The following is a 22268-nucleotide window of genomic DNA, read 5'->3' as shown; positions in this document are numbered from 1 at the left end:
CTCCTCATCGATTTGCGCTTCTATGCCGTTTTCCCGGCGAGCGTTCGCATGCGCGTGAGGTTATAGGCCGCCTGCGTGAGCATGAACAACTGCTCGACCCGCTCACGACCGCGATACACCGCCTGACGGATCCGGCCAACGGTCTTGCCCCAACCAAACACCTGTTCAATGCATTTGCGCTTGCGTTGACTGATCGCGTAGCCGGCCCAGCGGGTTGTGCGTCCGTCAATTGCCGAACCACCCGCTCGGCCGTCGTTCTACGCAACGTGCGGCGTGACGCGATGCATGCGGCACGTGGCGACACATCCCGCCGTGTCGTAATTCTTGTCGGCACCGACTGTGATGGGCGTATCGGCCAGACGCGCAGCATCGGCAAGCATGTCGGCCGCGGCATCGCGCTCAGCCGTACCGTTGACCTGCGTCACCTGGGCGTTCACCACCAGGCCATGCCGGTTGTCAGTCAGCACGTGGCCGACGTAGCACAGCAGCGCCCCAGTTCAGCGGCTCTTGCGAAACAGCCGCGCTTCACTATCCGTGCTCGACTCATGCGTTTCGTTGCTGCGCTTCTCGCCGTGCCAGCTCTCCTTCGAGCGGGTACCGCCATCCGGTGGGGTCTCGTCGTCAGACTTGTCCCTGCGCACGAAACTCTTCTGTCCAGCCCATGCCTGGATCAATGTGCCGTCTACGCTAAAGTGCTCGCCCGACAGGTGGCCGCGTGCGTGCGCTATCTCGACCGTTTCATTGAACAGGCCCACGATGACGTCATGGGCCATCAGTCGCTCGCGGTTCTTGCTGAACGTCGAGTGGTCCCCCACCGCGTCGTCCATCGCCAGGCCGACAAACCATCGGAACAGCATGTTGTACGAAATCTGTTCCATCAGCATGCGTTCACTGCGAATCGAGTACAGCACCTGGAGCAACAACGCGCGAATCAGCTTCTCCGGCGCGATGCTCGGACGACCGCCTTTCGCGTCGCTCTCGTACCTGCGCGTGAACACCACGTCCATGCGCTTGAGCGCTTCGTTCAGCCACGTCCGAATAGGCCGCAAAGGATGGTTTGCCGGCACGAAGTCATCCAGCTTCGTCACGGTGAACATCGACTCGGTGTAGCCATCCGCTCCGCGCATCGTTTCTGCCTCAGGTTTGCTCGATTCTTTTTTTCAACGTTTACCTCTTACGCATGGGTGACCGGTGCGAGAGGTTTTTCAATAGCCTGCCAGATCAGATACTGACGACTCTTGATGACAGGGAGGCCGGGAAATAACGGGTAACCATCAAATATTGTCAGATTGACATTAATTCAGACTTATCTGATGGTGATTTTTATTCTGGCTGATAACCTCGTCAGCCACACGCTTATAGCGAATCGGGAAGCGGCGCGTATCTGCCTTCATGGCCTTTCGTCGTAAATCGTTTGGAAAATGCTCCGCGACAGCCGAAGCTTCATTCATAATTACGAATACAAGCAATGAATAACCGTTGTTACCGGCTTTTTTTTAGCAAGCTCCGGGGGATGCTCGTCGCAGTCGCAGAAACAGCAATCGGGCATAGTGCAGGTCAAGGGCAAACCGGGCCGTCGCCCGCGCGTCGACCGATTACGCTTTTCGCCATGCGTCACGCGGCGTTTGCCGCGCTGGTACTGCTTGGGGCAGCTCCCGCTCTCTCCGACGCGCAGATCGTGCCGTCGGGCGCGCACGCGCCGAGCGCTATCAGTACGGCAAATGGCCTGCCCCAGGTTAACGTGAACAAACCCTCGGGTGCGGGTGTATCACTTAACACATATTCACAATTCGACGTAAGCAAGAGCGGCGCGATTCTGAACAATTCGCCCGTTAATGTGAATACGCAACTCGCGGGGCAGATATCCGGCAATCCGAATTTCGGACCGAACGATGCCGCGAAGATTATCGTTAATCAGGTCAACAGCAACAACCCCTCGTTATTGAGAGGGTATGTGGAAGTTGCGGGCGCGAAGACCGCCGCTGTCGTCATAGCAGATTCTTCCGGCCTGGTGATCGACGGCGGCGGCTTTATCAATACGTCGAAAGGAATTTTAACGACTGGCAATCCGCTGATCGACGGTAGCGGCAACCTGACCGGCTTTAACGTAACGGGTGGCTCGATTACCGTCCAGGGCGCGGGCCTCAATGCATCAAATATCGATGAGGTCGATCTTCTGGCACGTGCCGTACAGGTCAACGCGGCGATTTATGCGAATGCCCTGAACGTAACAACCGGCTCGAACAATATCGACTACGCGAGCCTCACGCCGACACCGGTCGGCGGTAGCGGAGCGCCCCCCGCCGTCTCCATCGACGTCTCGCAGCTCGGCGGAATGTACGCGAATCGAATCGTTCTGACGAGCAACGAATACGGCGTCGGGGTGGCAAATGCCGGCACGATTGCCGCGCAGGCTGGCGATCTGACGCTGACGACTGCGGGGCAACTTGTCCAGTCGGGCACGATGACCGCCACGGGCAACGTTGGCGTCAACGCGGCGAGCGTTCAGAATTCCGGGACCGTCTACGCGCAGCAGAATACTGCCATCGGCTCGACGGGCGCGGTGACCCATAGCGGGACGCTTGCGGCACAGCGGAACACCGCCATTAATGCCGGGTCCCTTGAGTCGACCGGTATACTCGGCGCGGGCGTGAATAACGACGGCTCGCTCGCCAACTCGGGCGACCTCAACGTTTCGACGACCGGGCAGCTCACGGCGACCGGCAAGAATGTAGCCGGCGGTAATGCCGCCCTCTCGGGGAGTGGCGTCCATCTCGCGGGCAGTGAGACGGCGGCGAACGGCAATCTGTCGCTGACGGCCAACGCTGGCGACCTGAACCTCGCAGGCGCGACGACGAGCGCAGGCGGCTCGGTCGTGGCGAATGCGGCGGGTATGCTTGATAACGACAACGGCTCGCTGGCGGGCGGCAGCGTCGCGCTCAACGCGGGCAACCTGTCGAACCAGAACGGTGATATTTCGTCGCAAGGTCCGTTTATCGCGCAGGCATCCGGCCAGCTCGCAAACCAGGCCGGTTCGATGGTCTCGCAGGGCGCGATGCAGGTCAACGGCGGCGCCATTGCGAACAATCAGGGGACGATGCAAAGCGCAGCCGGTTTGTCGGTGTCGGGAACATCGCTCGACAATACCGCAGGCCGCATTACGTCACTGAACGGCGACGGCCTGTCGGTCACGACGACGGGTGCGCTGACGAACGCGGCGGGTACAACCGCGACCGGCGCGCAGGGCGGCGTCATCGGCGGCAATGGCGGCGTCACGTTGCAAGGCGCGAGCATTGCCAACCATGGCACGGTATCGGCGCAGACGAACCTCCAGGTGAGCGGGCAATCGGTCGATAACAGCGGCGGCTCGCTCGGCGCTTCCGGCAATACGACGGTGAACGCCGGTTCGAAACTGACCAACAATGGCGGCTCGATTACGGCAGGCCAGACGGTGAGCGCGAGCGCGACGACGCTCGACAACAGCTCGGGCGCGACGCAGGCCGCGCAGGTCTCGCTCAACGCAGCAAACCTCGTTAATCACGCGGGAACGATTACCCAAACGGGTCGCGGCCCGATGACCGTCGCGGTATCCGGCACGCTCGACAATTCGGCGGGCGGCACGATCCAGACCAATAGTACGGACCTGACACTTGCACCCGCTACCCTCGACAACGATAGCGGAACGATTACGCACGCGGGTACCGGCACGCTAACGCTTGATGCGGGCAATGGCGCGGGGTCAATCTCGAACGCGGGCGGTACCATCCAGAGCAACGGCAAGATCGTCGCCGGGACCAGCTCGTTCGACAACGCGACGGGCTTCGTTCTCGGCCAGACGGGCGTGACCGCGACAGTCGGCGGCGCGCTGAACAATGCAAACGGCAAGCTGCTCTCGAATGCCGATCTGAGCCTCGCGAGCGGATCGCTGAACAATAACGGCGGCGAGGTCGGCGCGGCCTCGAAGGGGACGATCCAGAGCGGGTCAATGACCAATAGCGGCGGCTCGATCGTCGCACCGGATCTCGCGCTCGCAATCGGCTCCACGCTCGACAATAGCGGCGGCGATATCGAGGCGAACCAGCTCGCGCTGACGGCCACGGACCTACTGAACCACGGCGGCACAATCACGCAGTATGGCGCGTCGCCGATGAGCGTCAACGTCAGCAATACGCTCGACAACTCGAACGGCGGTACGCTCCAGACGAACAGCACGGACCTGACGCTGGCCCCTGCCACGCTCGATAACGACGGCGGCACGATTACGCATGCAGGAACAGGCACGCTGACGATCACGCCGGGCAACGGCTCAGGGTCCCTCTCGAACGTCGGCGGAAAGATCATCACTGCCGGCCAGATCGCGGCGCAGGCCGGGAGCCTGAATAACGCGGGCGGCGTATTCGCTGCGCAGGGCAATATCGCGGCGAGCGTCGCGGGCAATATCAACAATACGCGGGGGGCGATACGGTCGCTTGCATCCCTGGCGCTCGCGGGCGGCGGCGCGCTGACGAATACGAACGGCCAGATCCAGTCCGGTACGGGCGCAGCGGGCGATACGAGTACGCTCGGCGTTCAGGCCGCCGCCATCGACAACACGAACGGCCTTGTCAGCAACCTCGGGACAGGCAATACAACCGTCCAGGGCGGTAGCCAGATCACCAACAGCGGCGGCGGCGTGACGGGCAACGGCGACGTCGCCGTCAATACCGCTGCCCTCTCCAACACGCAGGGCGGCCAGGTCAGCGGCGCAAGCGTCGACGTCCAGGCGAATACCGTCGACAACAGCGGCGGCGTGATTGGCAGTTTCGCCGGTCCGACCGGTGACGTTGCGATCACGACGACCGGCGCGATCACGAACACGAACGGTCAGATCGGCGCGACCCATAACCTGACCGTCAACGCGGCGACGCTGACGGGCGGCGGCGCCTATAGCGCGGCGAACGACGTCGCAATCAATGTACAGGGCGACTTCGCACCGACCGCCGGTTTCGCGTTCAACGCCGGTCACGACCTTTCCTTTACGCTACCCGGCACGTTCGCGAATGGCGGCGCGCTTGAGGCGACCGACAATCTCGACATCAACGCGAACGACATCGCCAACAGCGGCGCGATGACGGCGGGCGGTACGCTGACGACGCACTCGAACACGCTTGAGAATACGGGGGCGATTGTCGGCGGTAGCGTCTCGCTCAATGCGACGCAATCCGTCACGAACGTCGGCCCGACCGCGCTGATTGGCGCGACCGACAGTAACGGCCTGCTCGAAATCCTCGCGCCCGACATCGAGAACCGCGACGACACCACGGCGACCGATACGCAGGCGACGACCGCGATTTATGGTCTAGGTAAGGTCGTGCTGGCGGGCGGCAAGGACGCGAGCGGCAACTATACGAACGCGAACCTCATCCGCAACCAGTCGGCGCTGATCCAGTCGGCGGGCGACATGGGGCTGTACGCGACCCAGGTCACGAATACGCGGCGCGTGATGATGACCGACGGGGCCTACGTGGAGCCGCTGGACGCGAGTTCTCCGCTTATCCAGGCGCTGGGTATCAGCCTGTCTGGCTGCGCGGCCGCTGACATGGCGGCGTGCGGCCCGGGCAATCCGCAGGTCATGGGCGTCCAGTTCAATCCGAATGCTTCTAACTACGATCCCGCCACCATCATTGCGTTGCAGGCCCAGCCAGGCGGCATGCCGATCGAGCCGCCGCACGGCGGCCAGTGGAACAGCACCTACCAGTACACGACCTATACGGGCGTGGCACTCGCGAACCTGATTACGGGCATCAGTCCGCAGGCGCAGATCATCGCCGGGGGCAACCTCGATGCGTCGAACGTCGGCACGTTCCAGAACTACTGGAGCGCCGTTGCTGCGGCTGGCAACATCGCCGCACCCGTGACGCTCGACCAGAATAGCTGGCGCGGGCAGCTTGCGCCCGGCGTGCAGTTGACCTATTCCGGCCAGTATCACTACAACAATTACGACAACACCGAACACAACTGGCAGTTGCCGTTCGGCAACGCGACGTTCGTGACCTCCAACCCGGGCGGCTACCAAGTCGCGCCGGCTGACATCCGCGCCTATGCGTTGCCCAGCTACGAGTCGACCTTCGTCGCGGGCGGCTCGCTTTCCGGTACGGGCGTCAATATCGACAATACGGCGGGTAATGCTGGCGTTCCTTCGCTCGGTCTGGTCCCCGGTCAGTCGCTCGGCGGGGTGACCGCCAGCGGGGTCAGCGGCAGCGCGGGCGGGTCGAAAGGCGGAGCCGCTTCGGTCAACGGTGGCTCGGGACTCGTTAATCCCGTCATCGCGAGCGCGACGGCGGTCAATGTCCTGAGCAACCTGACGATTCCCCAGGGCGGCCTGTTCCACCGGGATACCGCGCCGAACGCGCCATACCTGATCGAGACGAACCCGGCCTTTACGAGCCAGAAGTCGTTCATCTCAAGCAACTACTATCTCCAGCAGCTTGGGCTGAATCCGCAGAGCGTCGAGAAGCGCCTCGGCGACGGCCTGTACGAGCAGCAGCTCGTACTGAACGAGATTACGTCGCTCACCGGCAAGGCCGTACTCGGCCCCTATACCGATGTCCAGTCGATGTATGAGGCGCTGATGGCGGCGGGCGCGTCACTCGCCGGGTCGCTTGACCTGCCGCTTGGCATGGCGCTCTCGCCCGACCAGGTCGCGGCTCTCACGACCAATGTCGTCATCATGCAGACCGAAGTCGTCGACGGTCAGTCCGTACTCGTGCCGGTCGTCTATCTCGCGAAGGCAAGCCAGCAGAACATGAACGGCCCGCTGATCGCGGCGACCGACATCGATCTGCAGAACACGCAGACCTTCAATAACAGCGGGACGGTACAGGCGAGCAATACGCTCTCTATTCAGGGTCAGCAGATCAACAACGCGTTCGGTACGTTGCAAAGCGGCGGCCTCATGTCGCTCGCGACGACGGGCAATGTCGACCTGACCTCGGCCACCGTGAACGCCGGGAGCCTCGCGCTGAACGCGGGCGGCAACCTGATCCTCAATACCGCGGCGAATACCGTCAACCAGGTGAGCGCGACGGGCGCGACACGGACCACGACGACGCTCGGCCCCATCGCGAACCTGAACGTGACGGGTAACGCGGCCATCGTAACGGGCGGCAACGTCGAGCAGAACGCGGGCAACCTGAACGTGGGCGGCAACCTCGACATGGCCGTGGGCGGCAACTACGATATCGGTTCGGTGCAGACCGGCGAGCACAAGGTGGTCGCGGGCGCGAACGGTGTGTCGAATACCGACATCAACCAGACGACCGGCAGTTCCGTCAACGTGGGCGGCGTCTCGCAGATCGGCGTGGGCGGCAACCTGACCGCGACCGGCGCGAATATTAATCTCGGCGGCGGCGGGACGGTTGTAGCGAGGGGCGACGTCACGCTCCAGGCGGCGAAGGCGACCTCGACCATCGACAACAACAGTTCGGGTAGCGACAGCCATGGCAGCTACTCGGAATCGCTACATACCTCCGCCGATACGCTGACGGGCACGACGCTCAATTCAGGCAATTCGCTGACCGTCGCATCGGGCCACGATATCAACATTACCGGCAGCTCGATCAATCTCGACAAGGGGACGGCGACGCTTGCGGCAACGAACAACGTCAATATCGGCGCGGCGACCGCAACCTATGTCGACAATTCGCAGGAGCAGCACAGCCACAGCAATGTAGTCAGCGGTAAAGAGGTATCGAGTTCGAGCAATACAACCACGACCCTGAACCAGGGGAGCATGATTTCGGCGGACGGCGTGTCGATCTCAAGCGGCAAGGATATCAACGTCGCGGGCAGCACGATCGTCGGGACGAACGATGTATCGCTGAGCGCCGTGCATGACGTGAACATCACCACGACCCAGGATACGAGTCAGAGCAGTTCGTCCTACGAGGAAAAGAAATCGGGCTTCGGTGCGATGAGCGGTGGTGGATTTAGCCTCAACTACGGCACCAGCGACACGAAGCAGACGGCGAACGACAGCAGCGTGACGAATAACGGCAGCCTCGTGGGCAGCACGAATGGCAATCTCTCGATCCAGGCGGGCAACACCCTGCACTTGACGGGCAGCGATCTCGTGGCAGCCCAGAACGTCACGGGCACGGCGGCCAACTTGATCATCGATGCGGCCACCGGCACCTCGCACCATGACGAAACCCAGGAGACGAAGCAAAGCGGTTTCACGCTCGGCCTGTCGGGTAGCGTGGGCGACGCGATCAACGGCGCGGTATCGCAGGGGCAGGCGCTCGCGAGCGGTAACAGCAATGGCCGCGCCGAGGCGCTGCATGCGATTGCGGCGGTGGGCGACGCGGCAATCGCGGGCGCGAGTCTCATGGGCGGCTCGCTGGGCGGTCCGAATCCAAGCATCGGCGTGCAACTGAGTTTCGGGAGTAGCCAGAGCAAGAATACGTTCACCGAGGATCAGACGACGCAGAAGGGTTCGAACGTTCAGGCGGGCGGCACCGCGGCTTTCGTCGCGACCGGCGACGGCACGCCTGGCAGCGGCACCCTGACAATCGCCGGTTCGAACGTGAGCGCGAACGACGTCGTGCTCGCCGCGAAGAATCAGGTGAACATCGTCAACATCACGAATACGGATACGACCGCCAGCACGAATAAATCGAGCAGCGCGAGCGTCGGCGTGTCCTACGGCACGCAGGGTTTCGGCGTCTCGGCGTCAATGTCCAACGCGCACGGCAACGGCAATAGCGACGCTGCGATCCAGAACGCCTCGCACGTCACCGGCGCGAACAGCGTGACTGTCGTTTCGGGCGGCAATACCAATATCATCGGCTCGCAGGTCAACGGTAACCAGGTGACCGCGCAAGTCGGCGGCAACCTGAATATCGAGAGCGTCCAGGATACGACCGTCAGTACCGCACATCAAAGCAGCGTTGGGGGCGGTTTCAGTATCAGCCAGGGCGGCGGTAGCGCGAGCTTTAGCGCGCAGAACGGCCACGCCGATAGTAACTACGCGCAGGTCAACGAGCAGGCGGGCATCAATGCTGGCAGCGGCGGCTTCGATGTCAACGTCAAGGGCAATACGAACCTGACCGGCGCGGTGATTTCCAGTACCGCCGATCCGTCGCAGAACAGCCTGACGACCGGTACGCTGACCTATAGCGATATCCAGAACCAGTCGCATTACAGCGCGTCGAGCAATGGTATTAGCGCGGGCGTAGGCGTCGGTAACACCGGCAAGGCGCTCGGACCAGGCTCGGTTAGCGGCACCCCGGGCATATCGCCGATGATTTCGCAGAACGACAACGGCGACCAGACTTCGACCACGCGCAGCGCTGTCAGTGCGGGCTCGATCAACATCACGAACCAGGCCGGGCAGACGCAGGACGTCTCGGGCCTGAGCCGTGATACGACCAATACGAACGGTACGGTATCGGCAACGCCGGACGTGAACAATATCCTCAACCAGCAGGCTGACACGATGCAGGCCGCGCAGGCGGCGGGCCAGGTCGTCGCGCAGGGTATTGGTGACTATGCTCAAACGAAGCAACAGGAAGCGCAGGCCCAGGCGGATGCTGCGACGAAGGCTGGCGATACGGCGCTAGCCGCGCAGTATCAGGCCGAGGCTGATTCGTGGGCCGAAGGGAGCGACAACCGGACGCTGGCGCATATCGCAGGCGGTGCGCTCATCGGTGGGCTTGGCGGGGGGAGCGCGTTCAGCACGATTGGCGGCGCGGCGGGTGCGGGGCTGTCGGCCGGGATGGCGAAGCAGCTGGACGATATCTATAAGGGCGTGGGATCGGCGACGGGTTCCGAACTGCTCGGCAATCTGGCTGCGAATGTTGTGGCGGGTGTTGGTGGTGCGCTGGTCGGTGGTGGAGCGGGCGCGGCCACGGCGTCGAACGTCGAGCTGTATAACCAGTCCGCGCACCGCAAGAAGAATGACCTGGTTGCGCAGGTGTGTCCGGCAACCGGGCAGTGCAACGAAACGGTTCTGAATGCGGCAATTCAGGCGCAGGGAGACAACGCGCAACTTGCACTTGGAGCAATGTCGCCAGATTATGTGTCTATCCAAGGCAATATCTATATTGCTTCAGGCGGCGTAGTAATTAATCTGCACAACGGCGATACATTTGGAAGTTGGGCGCTTGGTAAGCCCATCCCCACGTATTCGTTGAAGCCCGGGCTTTCCGTGACGTTCGGGGGTATTCTTGGTGGAGGCGGTGCAGAAGGTACTAGCTCGTACCTGGCCGGTGGCGGTGCTAATGCGTCAACGTTCGTACCTGTTCCTGGCTTCCCTGCCATTGGTGCAGGTGGTGGGATCAGTCATGCGTATGGTGGACAAACCTCCATTGAGTATGGTGTTAGCTTCCCGCCAGGTACCGCAGTGAATCCCATTAGTTATGGGTTTGACATGAAAAAGTAGAGGGGCCGATATGGCTGGACCATCGTTCAAACCGGGCCAATACGAGAAGCTGAGTAAAGGTCAAAAGACAATCTACTGGATTGCCATCGTTATTGGATTTACTCTGATTGTCGGCATCTGGATTTATAAACTCGTTCTGGCACATTGAAGCAACAAACCCAGCCTTGAGCTGGGTTTGTTGCTTGCAGTGCCGTTCACTCGTGCGTGATGACAAGCCGTCCCTGCTGGACTTCGATCCTCACCTGCTGCCCGGCCTCGAAACCCGCGAGCTCAAGCCAGCGCCCGAGAGCTTGATCCACGGATAAAGCGGCGGCTCGGTGCGGGTTCGCGCATTGATGCGCCGGTACCGCCACGACTGCTGGATGGTGACGCGCCGCGCGGGATGAGCGGCGCATACATTAAGATTGGTATCAGCCATGATCGGTTCTCCAAGTGAACTGGTTGTGGTCAGCGCGTGGGCGGCGCGCTCGTGGGCGGCACGTCAGGCGCGGCCACGGCGTCGAGCGTAGAGTTGTACAACCAGATGAACCACAAGAATAGCCTGGTGCCATCTTCCTGCACCGCAACGGGACCATGCAACGAAGCGGTGATGACGGCGCAAATGAATGCGACTGGCGCAAATGCTCAGGCGTCACCGATCAATGCAATTGGGCCTGATTACGTTACGGTCGGCGGCAGTACCATGACAGCTGGAGCCGGCCTAGCTACGAATACTGCGGATGGGACGCCATATTTATCCTATAGCGTGAGTCAGTCATTCCGGCCAGCATCTTTTGCTCCCGGCGCTACAGCTACGTTGGCTTGGATTTTCGGTGCGTCAGGCGCTCAAGCCACGAACAATTTCATGAATAGGGATGGAAATCAGTTTATGCTTTCAGTTCCGACTCCCGTGGGCCCAAATGCGGTGGTTGCGATCACTCATGCCTATGGCGGCCCTACAGCGCTTGAGGTTGGCGTGGCAACCCCTGGCCCGATCTCTGTGTCAGTGACTCCTTGGAGTCACTCCACTCCTATTATTAACTCAAAGTGAGAACGTTATGACCGTTCCGGGTCCGACAGACGATGAGTGGAAGAAGATGACGCCCGAGCAAAAGAGCTCTTATAAAATGTTTGTTGGGGTCGTTTTTGTGCTTATCGCAATCGCAATTATTGTGAAAGTTATTGCAGGATGACGAATTGACCGCGGGCGGCGACCTGATCCTCAATACGGCGGCGCACAAGTCGGCGGCAACCTGAATATCGAGAGCGTCCAGGACACGACGGTTAGCACCGCGCACCAGAGCAGCGCGGGAGGCGGGTTCAGTATCAGCCAGGGCGGTGGCAGCGCGAGCTTCAGCGCGCAGAACGGCCACGCCGATAGTAACTACGCGCAGGTCAACGAGCAGGCGGCCATCAATGCTGGCAGCGGCGGCTTCGATGTCAACGTCAAGGGCAATACGAACCTGACCGGCGCGGTGATTTCCAGTACCGCCGATCCGTCGCAAAACAGCCTGACGACCGGTACGCTGACCTATAGCGATATCCAGAACCAGTCGCATTACAGCGCGTCGAGCAATGGTATTAGCGCGGGCGTAGGCGTCGGTAACACCGGCAAGGCGCTCGGACCAGGCTCGGTTAGCGGCACCCCGGGCATATCGCCGATGATTTCGCAGAACGACAACGGCGACCAGACTTCGACCACGCGCAGCGCGGTCAGTGCGGGCTCGATCAACATCACGAACCAGGCCGGGCAGACGCAGGACGTCTCGGGCCTGAGCCGTGATACGACGAACACGAACGGGACCGTGTCGGCAACGCCCGATGTGAACAATATCCTCTCGCAGCAGGCCGATACGATGCAGGCCGCGCAGGCGGCGGGCCAAGTCGTGGCGCAGGGTATCGGGGCGTATGCCGACAACAAGCGCGATACGGCCACCGACGCTGCTACGGCTGCCGCGTGGGATGAAGGCGGCGACAGCCGCGCCCTGTTGCAGGCAGCGGGCGGCGCGCTTATTGGTGGACTTGGCGGAGGCAGTGTCTTTACAGCGGCGGGCGGCGCTGTGGGCGCAGGTCTTGCCTCGAAAATGGCGGACCAGTTGGACAGCATTTCGAAGGGGGTAGCTTCGGAAACAGGCTCGGACCTGCTGGGTAACTTGGCCGCGAACGTGGCAGCGGGTGTGGGCGGTGCGCTTGTTGGTGGCACAGCAGGCGCGGCAACGGGTTCGTCGGTAGAGCTGCACAACCAGATGCTAGATCCGAAAAAGAACGCCCTCTCGAAGGTGTGTAATGGTCTGTCGGCCTGCGATCCTTCGCTGGCCATGACTGCGGTCAATGCGGACGGGGCGAACGCCACCATCGCATCGAACAACATGCAGACGGGTGCCATGTACGGGGTGCCTGCTGCTGCTGTAGTGGCGCCCGGATCGGAGGCCGTGACCGCTGCAGTGCTTGCTGGTGTATACGACTATGCAGGAAGCTACGTTAATTACAAGACAGGGGCAAGCCCGGATGCGCCGAACTTTACAAACTCGTACATTGCCGGGATAGTTGGTGGTCTGAGTGCCCCATTTGCGATAGGAGACAAAGCAATCGCCACAATGGGAACAGCCGGAAAGATCGCCGCTAATGGCTACAACGCGGCTGTCAACGGCGTCGCGGCATTCGGCAGCGCGGGCATGACCGGCAATAATCCTGATCTGACCGCAGGGGTAGCCACCGCGACGACGGGCGCTGAGTCATTGGCAAAAGCAGTGCTACCGTCGCCAATTGGAAATGCTGTCAATCAGATTATGCAGGGGCTGCTGGACCAATTCAGCAAGCCATTCAGAATTCGCAATCACACAAATGATTATGGAAGCTCAGGCGAGACGTAGGTTCATTACCCGTTACGCAAAGGCATACATTTCCGTCTTTGCCGTCGTTGCTGTTGTTGTTGCAATATCAGAGCTACGGGGTGCCGGTTGGCGCCCTGCGTTAGCCGGAATACCGATGTATGCCTCGCTTTTTGTGTTGGTTACCTATGCGATGCTACGGGAGCTTCGTCAGATCAGGAAAAGTAACAAGATGGATGAGGGCGAAAATTAATGCTCGAGGCGTTCAGGTGTGCGATTTCGGGAGCTTCCAGGAGAAGCCCTCTTTTTTTCCACATAGCTGTTGTTCTCGTCACGGTATCCCTGTTTCGGGGCAACAACTGGAAGGCTATCGCCGGCAAGATTGCGTTCGTGGCTATTGGGTTCCTCTTTGTCTTTCTTTTCGAGTTGTATAAGGGGTATAGAAGTGCCGCAGGACAGCCGCAGTTAAATGGTGGACAGCTATGGAGAAGATTCGTAATCGTCGCTGTGGCGTTGTCAACCATCTATATCGGGTTGGCTGTGTACCTCGCAGTCTTTTCGGGTAACCCCGATGGTTTAGCTTTGTTGTTCCCTTTTTATCTTATTTTACTGTTTTCGTGCGCTTTACCGTTGTTTTGGGAGGTCAGGGATTTGCGCGCAATCGAAAACGAAGGCGATTCAATTTAACGGCTTACTAGAAAACATAGGAGTGACTTGTCAGTCGCTCCCTCTTACGACTACACGCTCACCCATGAAAATCAGAAAGAGGCTGGCGGCCGTGCCGCTCACAGCCCTAGTATCTCTCGCGCATTCGCAGCACACCCCCCCCGATGTAGCGGCAGTTGCTCGCACGAACGCCGAACAGAACCAGCAGATCCAGCAGCAACGCGCGGCGACGGTTGCCGCGCCGGTTGTGCGTTCGGCAGCTCCCGTCGCAGGGGAGTGGCCCGTCCTGCCCGTCGAGATGCCATGTTTCCGTATCGACTCGTTCGCGGTTGAGGTACCAGATACGGAGATAGACAAAAAGTATGGGGAAACCCATCGGGCCGAACCCGCCCTGCCCGCCCTTCGCTGCTGCGTTGGCGTCTAATCTGGTGGCCGCTTGCGCAAACGAAAAAGACTTTGTAGGCTGGCCGCCATGCCTCGAAAGCATGACAACAACGGAGAGCGACGATGGAATTGCGGCACCTGCGGTACTTCGTGGCGGTCGCGGAGACCGGCAGCCTCACGGTCGCGGCCGAACAGCGGCTCCATACGTCGCAGCCGTCGCTGAGCCGGCAGATCCGCGACCTGGAAGACGAGGTGCGCGCAGAACTGTTCGTGCGCAGCGCGCGCGGCGTCGAACTGACCGCCGCCGGCCGCGCGTTCCTCGACCATGCGCGGCTCGCGCTCGCGCAGGTCGACGCGGCGACCGAAGCGGCGCGGCGCGCCGCGGAGCCGGCAAAACAGGTGTTCGCGCTCGGCTTCCTGACCGGCGAGGAGATGACGTGGCTGCCGCGCGTGATGAGGGTGCTGCGCGACGAGTTGCCGAACATCGACGTGACCGTGTCGAGCGGTTATTCGCCGGACCTCGCGGACGCGCTCGCGCGCGGCAAGCTCGACCTCGCGTTCCTGCGCGCGGAGCCAGGGTACGACCTCGACTATCGCGTGGTGGACCACGAAAAGCTGATGGTGCTGATGCCGGGCGACCACCGGCTCACCGTGAATCCGGCGGTGAACCCGGCCGATCTCGAACGCGAGACGTTCGTGATGGCGTCGAACAAGGCGCGCGTGCTGCACGACGTGATCGTCCGTTATCTGGACCGCTGCGGCGTGCGCATCGAGCCTGCGCACAGCGTCGACAATCTCGCGATGGCGATGTCGCTCGTCGCGTCGACGGGCGGCGTCGCGCTGATGCCCGAGTACGCGAACAACCTGCTGCCGCCGTCGGTCGTCAGCCGGCCGCTCGCCGGCGACGCGGACGGCATCGACCTCGTCGCCGGCTACAGCCGCACGAACCGGTCCGGCGTGCTGAAGCTGTTCCTGTCGCGCGCGGCGGAGGCGATGCCGCCGTTCAGCGCGCCGCCGATGTGAGCGGCGACGGTTGATGCGCTGCCCGCGCGCTCGACGCGGCCACGCAGCACGGTTTCGAGCGGCACCGAACCCTTCACGGTGTCGGCCGGCGACGCGAATTCGCCCCAGCCTTCGTTGGTTTCGCGATGACATCGACGTCATCTGGTTCATGACGGACCGGCATCAACGTGACGAAATCGATAACGCGGTGGTTCGCATCGCAGCGTTTCCTTACCACGTGACGCTGTTCGTCGAAGGCGTTGCGCACGGCACGCCGGTCCGCGCGGAGCCGGACAGGTGCGAACGCTGGGCATGGTTCGCGCGCGACGCGCTGCCGCCGAACCGGTTCGAGCCGACCCGCCTGTGTTTCGACGCGCGTTGAGCGGACTCTGCCGCGCCGGACGATGCTTCGGAGCACGCTGGTTATAATCCTGCCGACGTTCCACCTTCAACCCGCCTTCGATCAGGTTACCGCCACCCGTCCCCCGCCGATGAAGCTCGATCCCGTAACGCTGAAACTGTTCGTGCGCGTCGTCGAGGACGGGACCATCGCGAGCGCGGCCGCGCGCGAGCACATCGCGGCGGCGGCCGTGAGCCGCCGGCTGAGCGAACTGGAGGACGCGTTCGGCACGCAGTTGCTGGTGCGCACCAACAAGGGCATCTCGCCGACCGCGGCCGGCATGAACCTCGCGGTGCTCGCGCGCGGCGTGCTCGACGACCTCAACAACATCGAAGTGCAGATGAAGGGGTTTTCGGCGGGCCGGCGCGGCCACGTGCGGATCCTCGTGAACATTTCGGCCGCGTCCACCTTCATGCCGCCGCTCGTGCGCTCGTTCATCGAGCAGCATCCGGACGTGCACGTGTCGCTGCTGGAGCGCGACAGCCTCGCGATCACCGAAAGCGTCGCGCAGAACGTCGCGGAGATCGGCATCTTCACGCGGCTGCCGCACAGCGCGGACATCGAGGTGCAGCCGTTCCGCACCGACGTGCTGAAGGTGCTGGTGCCGCTCGACCATCCGCTCGCGTCGCGCGACGAGGTCACGTTCGGCGACACGCTCGATCACGAGCACGTGGTGCTGCGCCCCGGCACGCACCTGCGCTTCCAGATGCTGACCGCCGCCGGCCAGGCCGGCAAGTCGCTGCGCGCGCCGGTCGAGGTGTCGTCGTACGACGCGTTGTGCCGGATGGTGCAGCTGGGCGCGGGCGTCGGCATCCTGCCGTCCGGCAACGCGGACATCTACCGGCTGCCCGGCACCCGCACGCTGACGCTCGCAGAGCCGTGGGCGACCCGCGAACTCGCGATCTGCGTGCGCCGCGCGGACGCGCTGTCGCCGGTCGCGCGGCTGTTCTTCTCGCATCTGCTCGCACACCGCTGAGCGTCCGAAGCACCGATCCGTCCCGAACGGCATCGCATGATCGCCGCCGCCGCACAACCCTCCCGCTCTTCCGCCCGCCGATCCCGCCATCGCATTTCGCGATGACGCGCTCGCGAATCGTCGATATACAGCCGAAACGCCCGTTCGTACGATACCGCTCCAGCCGACCCATTTTCGGGCGGGGCGCGGTCCGGCTCCGCGCGCGCAGGCACGGCCATGCACGGCCGTGTGCATGACGCGCACGCAGAACCGGCTCCGCACTTCGGCTTACCGCCTGCGTGCGGGCCACGGCGGCCGTCACGGTCGCGGGCGTCATAACGGAAAACCGGAAAACGGATGAATACGATCGATACAACAGTGGAGACCCGCGCGGCCAGCCCCGCGGAAACGGCGGCGCACACGTCGCGCACCCGGCGTTACGTGACGCTAGGCGGCTCGTGGGGCGCCTGGCTGTTCGACGCGCTCGACGCGACGATCTTCGGCTTCGTGATCCTCGCGGTCGCGCACACGTTCAACGCGACGCTGTCCGACGTCGTGTCGACGGTCGCGTGGTTCCTGCTCGCGACCGGCATCGGCGGCTTCTTTCTCGGCAACGTGTCGGACCGGATCGGCCGCAAGCGCACGCTGCTGATGTCCGTGCTGATCTACGCGACCGGCACGCTGCTCTGCGGCTTCGCGAGCAGCATCGCGGAACTGAACGTCTATCGCTTCGCGGTCGGCATCGGCGTCGGCGGCCTGTGGTCGGCGGCGGTCGCGCTGGTCGGCGAACTCTGGCCGGCGTCCGGCCGCGCGAAGGCGATCGCGGTGATGCAGACCGGCTGGTCCGGCGGCAGCCTGCTCGCGGCGATCTTCGCGTGGACGCTGCTCGACGCGGCGAACCCCGATTCGTGGCGGCGCCTGTTCATCCTGTCGTCGATCCCCGCGTACTGCATCGCGGTCTTCATCCTCGTGTTCGTGAAGGAGTCGCCGGTGTGGCTCGCGAACCGCGCGTTCATCCGGCAGAACGCGCAGCGCGCGGGCCTGCTGCAAATCTTCCGCCCGCCGTTCCTGCGCACGACGCTGCTCGCGCTGTCGATCTCGATCCTCGGCATGTACGGCTACTGGATCATCACGACGTTCACGCCGACGTACCTGCAAAGCATCCTGCACGTGCGCATCGACCAGGCGCCGGTGTTCCTCGTGTGGACCGGCATCGGCGCGACGCTCGGTTATCTCGCGTACGGCTCGCTCGCCGAGCGCTTCGGCCGCCGCCACGCGTTCGCGGGCTTCTTCGTCGGCGTCGCGATCGCGGTGCCGCTGTTCGCGTACGGCGCGACGATGATCCCGCTGACCGACGGCAAGTTCGACTTCTCGACCCGCAACGTCGCGCTGATCGGCTCGCTGTCCGCGCTGCTCGGCTTCTTCACCGGCTATTTCAGCGGCTTCGGCGCGTGGTACGCGGAACTGTTTCCGACCAGCGTGCGCTCGACCGCGGCCGGCTTCTGCTTCAACTTCGGCCGGGTCGGCGCGATCGGCGGCATCAAGCTGGTGCCGGTGCTGATCCCGCTGATCGGCTTCACGAAAACCTACTGCGTCGCGTCGATTGCGTATCTGTGCGCGGCGCTGCTCGTGTTCACGCTGCGCGAGACGCAAGGCGTCGAGCTGACGAGCGGCAACTGACCCTCCCCCCCTCATTTCAATACTGGATTCGATGATGAAGAGCTATCGCATCGGTCAAATCGTGCCGAGTTCGAACACGACGATGGAGACCGAAATCCCGGCCATGCTGACCGCCCGCTACGAACTGTTCCCCGACGAGCGGTTCACGTTCCACTCGGCGCGGATGCGGATGATGCACGTGACGCCGGAAGAACTGAAGAAGATGGACGTCGACAGCGACCGCTGCGCGCTCGAACTGAGCGATGCGCGCTGCGACGTGCTCGCTTACGCGTGCCTCGTCGCGATCATGTGCCAGGGCGCCGGTTATCACCGCCAGTCGGAAACGCGCCTCGCGGGCGTCGTTGCCGCGAATCACGCGCCGACGCCGGTCGTCAGCTCGGCCGGCGCGCTGGTCGAAGGCATCCACGCGATGGGCTTTCGCAAGGTCGCGATCGTCACGCCGTACATGAAGCCGCTCACGCAGCAGGTGATCGACTACATCCAGAGCGAGGACATCGAGGTCACCGACTCGATCAGCCTGGAAGTGTCGGACAACCTCGCGGTCGGCCGCCTCGATCCGCTGAACCTGATCGGCCACGCGGACCGCCTCGACATCGGCAACGCCGACGCGGTCGTGCTGTCCGCGTGCGTGCAGATGCCGTCGCTGCCGGCGATCCAGGCCGTCGAGGACCGCCTCGGCAAGCCGGTGCTGTCCGCGTCCGTCGCGACCGTGTACCGGATCCTGAAGACGCTCGGCCTGAAGGCGCAGGTGCCGAACGCCGGCCGCCTGCTGTCCGGCCAGTACTAAGCGCCCCGCCCCGGCCTTCGCGCCGCGTCGCCGCCTGTGCGCGGCGCGCGGCGCATTGTCGTTTGCAGCGCCCGTTCCGTGCGCGTCTCCTTTCCCGACTTCCCGATCTCCCGACTATCCCCGTGTTTGCGAATCTCTCCATCAAGACCCGTCTCGGCATCGCGATGACGCTGCTGTCGCTGCTGCTCGCCGTCGTCGGCGGCATGGGCATCGCCGGCATGAACGCCAGCGACGACGTGAGCCGCGTCAGCCACACCGAGCGCCTGCCGGGCGCGCTCGCGATCGACGACACGCAGATCTACACGCTGCGCCAGCGCGTGACGCTCGACCGCGCGTTGATGGCCGACGACCCGCGGAAGGTCGGCGGCCTGCTCGACCTCGCCGCCCATGTGAACCAGCTCGCCAACGAATCGTGGGCACGTTATAGCCGGCTGCCGAAGACGCCGCGCGAGCAAACGATTGCGGACACGGTCGCCGCGCGGCTCGCGGACGTGCAGCTGGTGTACCGCGCGCTCGGCGACGCGGTGCGCGACAACCAGCGGGACCAGGTCGCCGCGCTGTCCGACGCGGGTTTTCGCACCTATATCGCGTTCCAGCAGGCGTGCGATGCGCTGAACCAGTACCGGCTCGGCAGTTCGGAGTCCGACTACGGCGATTCGCAGCGCACGTTCCATCTGTTTCGCGCGGTGACGGCGGCCGCGCTCGTGCTCGGCCTGCTGTGGGCGCTGTGGAGCTTCGTCCGCATCCGCCGCGCGATCGCGCTGCCGCTCGACACCGCCATCGGCCAGTTCGGCCGGATCGCGGCCGGCGACCTGACGCAGCGGATCGCGGTGCAGTCGCGCGACGAGATGGGGCAACTGCTGCGCGCGCTCGAAACGATGCGCGAAAGCCTGATCGAGACGGTCGCGTCGGTGCGCGGCGGCACCGAAACGATCGCGTCGGCCGCGCAGCAGATCGCGGCCGGCAACGCGGATCTGTCGTCGCGGACCGAGGAGCAGGCGGCGTCGCTCGAACAGACCTCGGCCGGCATGGCGCAGTTCGCGGACCTCGTGCGCTCCACGGCGGACAGCGCGCACGAAGCGCATCGCCTCGTGGAGGCCGCGATGCGCTCCGCCGGCCAGGGCCGCGAGACCATCGCGCACGTGACGTCGACGATGGCCGACATCCAGTCGCGCTCGGAGCGGATGGCCGACATCGTGTCGATCATCGACGGCATCGCGTTCCAGACCAACATCCTCGCGCTAAACGCGGCGGTCGAGGCCGCCCGCGCGGGCGAGCACGGCAGCGGCTTCGCGGTGGTCGCAGGCGAGGTGCGCGCGCTCGCGCAACGCTCGTCGAACGCGGCGCGCGAGGTGAAGCAGTTGATCGAGGCGTCGGTGCAGATCGTGAAGAGCGGTTCGACCCATGTCGAAACCGCGCAGACGCATACCGCCGCGATCTTCGACGACGTGCGCCGGACCGCGACGCTGATCGCGGACATCTCGCGCGCGTCCGGCGAGCAGTCGGACAGCATCGGCGAGATCAGCCGCGCGATGGCGCAGATCGACGAAGTCACGCAGCAGAACGCGGCGCTCGTCGAGGAAGTCGCGGCGGCCGCGCAGTCTCTCGACGACCAGACGCGGCATCTGCGGCACAACGTCGACGTGTTCGTGGTGCCGGCCGCGAGCACGCAGCTCGCGTAAGTCGTGAACCGTGACGCGCGGACGGCGGCGCGACGCCGCCGTCCGCGTTCAGCCACGACGACGCTCAGAACTGATGCCGCAAGCCGGCGATCACCGCGACCTGGGTGCCGGTCGACGACGGCGACAGCGTGTTGATCATCGCGTCGCTCAACACCGAGCCGGCCGGCCCGCCGTGCACGTGCTGATACACGCCTTCCAGATACAGGTCCGTGCGCTTGCTCAGCATGTAGTCCGTCTGCAGCATCGCCGTGTGCCACTTCGGCGACGAGCCGGTCGTGCCGTCGTCGTACGCGCCGTCCGTGAACGTATAGGCCGCCGACACGCTCCACGCGGGCGTGATCGTATAACGCGCGTTCGCCTCGTAGTTGTCGAGCCGCAGCGTGCCGCCGAGCGGCAGATCACTGCCGAGGCCGAGCGACAGCACGCTCGACATGTTGTCGATCTGCGTGTGGCTCCACACGACGCCGACCGTCGCCGGGCCGAACGTGTAGCTGCCGCCCGCGCCCCAGATGCGCTGCCGCTCGGCAACGAAGTTCGCGCTGCCGTCGCCGGCCGATACCGCGCCGTTCGGATTCGTCGCCGCGACGCCGCCGCCCGCGTTGTTGAACTGCAGATAACCGGCCGCGACGTTGAACGGCCCCTGCGAATACGACGCGCCGAAGCCGTACGAGCGGTTGTCCGCGAAGCCGCCGGCCTTGTTGCTGAACGCGTACATCGCCTCGAACGTGACGCCGTACAGCGTCGGGCTCGCATACTTGACCACGTTGTTCGGCACCACCGAATCGGCCGCGAGGTTGTCGTTCTCGAACGGATGCGCGGCGATGCTGCCGCCCCATGTGTTGAAGCCCGACGTCAGCGGCCCGACCATGTCGTTGAACACGTCGAACTGGCGGCCGAACGTCAGCGTGCCGTAGCGGTCGTGCTGCAAGCCGACCCACGCCTGCGAGCCGAAGCCGTCGCCGGGGAACGCCTCCGTGCCGTTGTTCAGGTTGAAGCCCTGCTCCAGCTTGAACACCGCGTGCAGCCCGCCGCCGAGGTCCTCGGTGCCGCGCAGGCCGAACACGGTGTTCTGCGTCGAACTGCTCGATTGCAGCCAGTTGCGATGGCCGCCTTCGTTGTTCGCATAGACGAGGCTCGTGTCGATCAGGCCGTACAGCGTGACGCTGCTCTGTGCGTGCGCGGTGACGGCGAATGCGCCGGTCAGCGCGGCGGCCAGCAAGGTTCTTTTCATGCCAGTAAGCTCCTTCGTTGCATGACGATGGGACGACGGCGTCGTCGAGGGACGCGGGAGTCTAGCAACAGTGATTCCAGGTTGCGACCCGCAAATGCAGGACGCGGGGTGCGGACCTTCGTCGTACCGGCGACGACACACCGTGCGCCGCGATGCATTGCACCTTCGCCGCGCGATGCGCACTGTCGCGATGCAGTCGCGGACCGTTCAGAGTGCAGACGAAACGCGCTGCGATGCGATGCGCATCGCGG

General features: G+C 63.6%; 10 protein-coding genes and 2 pseudogenes. 9 read left to right on the top strand and 3 right to left on the bottom strand.

What is annotated here, in order from left to right; all coding sequences use genetic code 11:
* Positions 1-20: 20 nt before the first annotated feature.
* Positions 21-1127, bottom strand: a pseudogene (locus BLV92_RS25330) (IS5 family transposase).
* A 341-nt stretch (positions 1128-1468) separates the two neighbouring features.
* Between BLV92_RS25330 and BLV92_RS25325 the strand changes: the two are divergent.
* A complete protein-coding gene (locus tag BLV92_RS25325) occupies positions 1469-10420 on the top strand; it encodes a hemagglutinin repeat-containing protein (protein ID WP_090550417.1) in 8952 nt (2983 codons plus the stop codon).
* Between the two features lie 194 nt (positions 10421-10614).
* On the opposite strand, the gene BLV92_RS33040 is transcribed toward BLV92_RS25325, so the two are convergent.
* Positions 10615-10719 (bottom strand): SymE family type I addiction module toxin, encoded by a 105-nt coding sequence (locus BLV92_RS33040; protein ID WP_309147445.1) that lies wholly within the window; start codon positions 10717-10719, stop codon positions 10615-10617.
* Positions 10720-10943: 224 nt separating this feature from the next.
* On the opposite strand from BLV92_RS33040, the gene BLV92_RS33140 reads away from it, so the two are divergent.
* From BLV92_RS33140 to BLV92_RS25275, 8 genes and pseudogenes are all read left to right on the top strand, one after another.
* Positions 10944-11450 (top strand): polymorphic toxin type 22 domain-containing protein, encoded by a 507-nt coding sequence (locus tag BLV92_RS33140; RefSeq protein WP_373864006.1) that lies wholly within the window; start codon positions 10944-10946, stop codon positions 11448-11450.
* Positions 11451-11634: 184 nt separating this feature from the next.
* Positions 11635-12798: pseudogene (locus tag BLV92_RS25315) on the top strand (hemagglutinin repeat-containing protein); the annotation flags it as partial.
* A 1605-nt stretch (positions 12799-14403) separates the two neighbouring features.
* Positions 14404-15303: a LysR family transcriptional regulator gene (locus BLV92_RS25300; RefSeq protein WP_090550412.1), complete on the top strand. Its 900-nt coding sequence runs from the start codon at positions 14404-14406 to the stop codon at positions 15301-15303.
* Positions 15304-15490: 187 nt separating this feature from the next.
* Positions 15491-15664, top strand: coding sequence for an NUDIX hydrolase (locus BLV92_RS32225; RefSeq protein WP_167627143.1), 174 nt, complete (start codon positions 15491-15493; stop codon positions 15662-15664).
* A gap of 109 nt (positions 15665-15773) precedes the next feature.
* The gene (locus tag BLV92_RS25290; RefSeq protein WP_090550408.1) at positions 15774-16658 is read left to right on the top strand and encodes a LysR substrate-binding domain-containing protein; all 885 of its coding nucleotides are present in this window, start codon (positions 15774-15776) and stop codon (positions 16656-16658) included.
* Positions 16659-16994: 336 nt separating this feature from the next.
* Positions 16995-18317, top strand: coding sequence for an MFS transporter (locus tag BLV92_RS25285; protein WP_090550407.1), 1323 nt, complete (start codon positions 16995-16997; stop codon positions 18315-18317).
* A 34-nt stretch (positions 18318-18351) separates the two neighbouring features.
* Complete coding sequence (locus BLV92_RS25280) at positions 18352-19104, top strand: maleate cis-trans isomerase family protein (protein ID WP_090551443.1); 753 nt, start codon at positions 18352-18354, stop codon at positions 19102-19104.
* A gap of 122 nt (positions 19105-19226) precedes the next feature.
* A complete protein-coding gene (locus BLV92_RS25275; protein ID WP_090550405.1) occupies positions 19227-20786 on the top strand; it encodes a methyl-accepting chemotaxis protein in 1560 nt (519 codons plus the stop codon).
* Between the two features lie 64 nt (positions 20787-20850).
* Here BLV92_RS25275 and BLV92_RS25270 read toward each other — a convergent pair whose 3' ends face one another.
* Positions 20851-22017 (bottom strand): porin, encoded by a 1167-nt coding sequence (locus tag BLV92_RS25270; RefSeq protein WP_090550403.1) that lies wholly within the window; start codon positions 22015-22017, stop codon positions 20851-20853.
* Positions 22018-22268 lie beyond the last annotated feature (251 nt).

The sequence above is a fragment of the Paraburkholderia caballeronis genome, assembly GCF_900104845.1.
GTDB classification, from domain to species: Bacteria; Pseudomonadota; Gammaproteobacteria; order Burkholderiales; family Burkholderiaceae; genus Paraburkholderia; species Paraburkholderia caballeronis.
The sequence above is the reverse complement of the archived record's forward strand: the minus strand, read 5'-3'. Positions and strand labels throughout refer to the sequence as shown.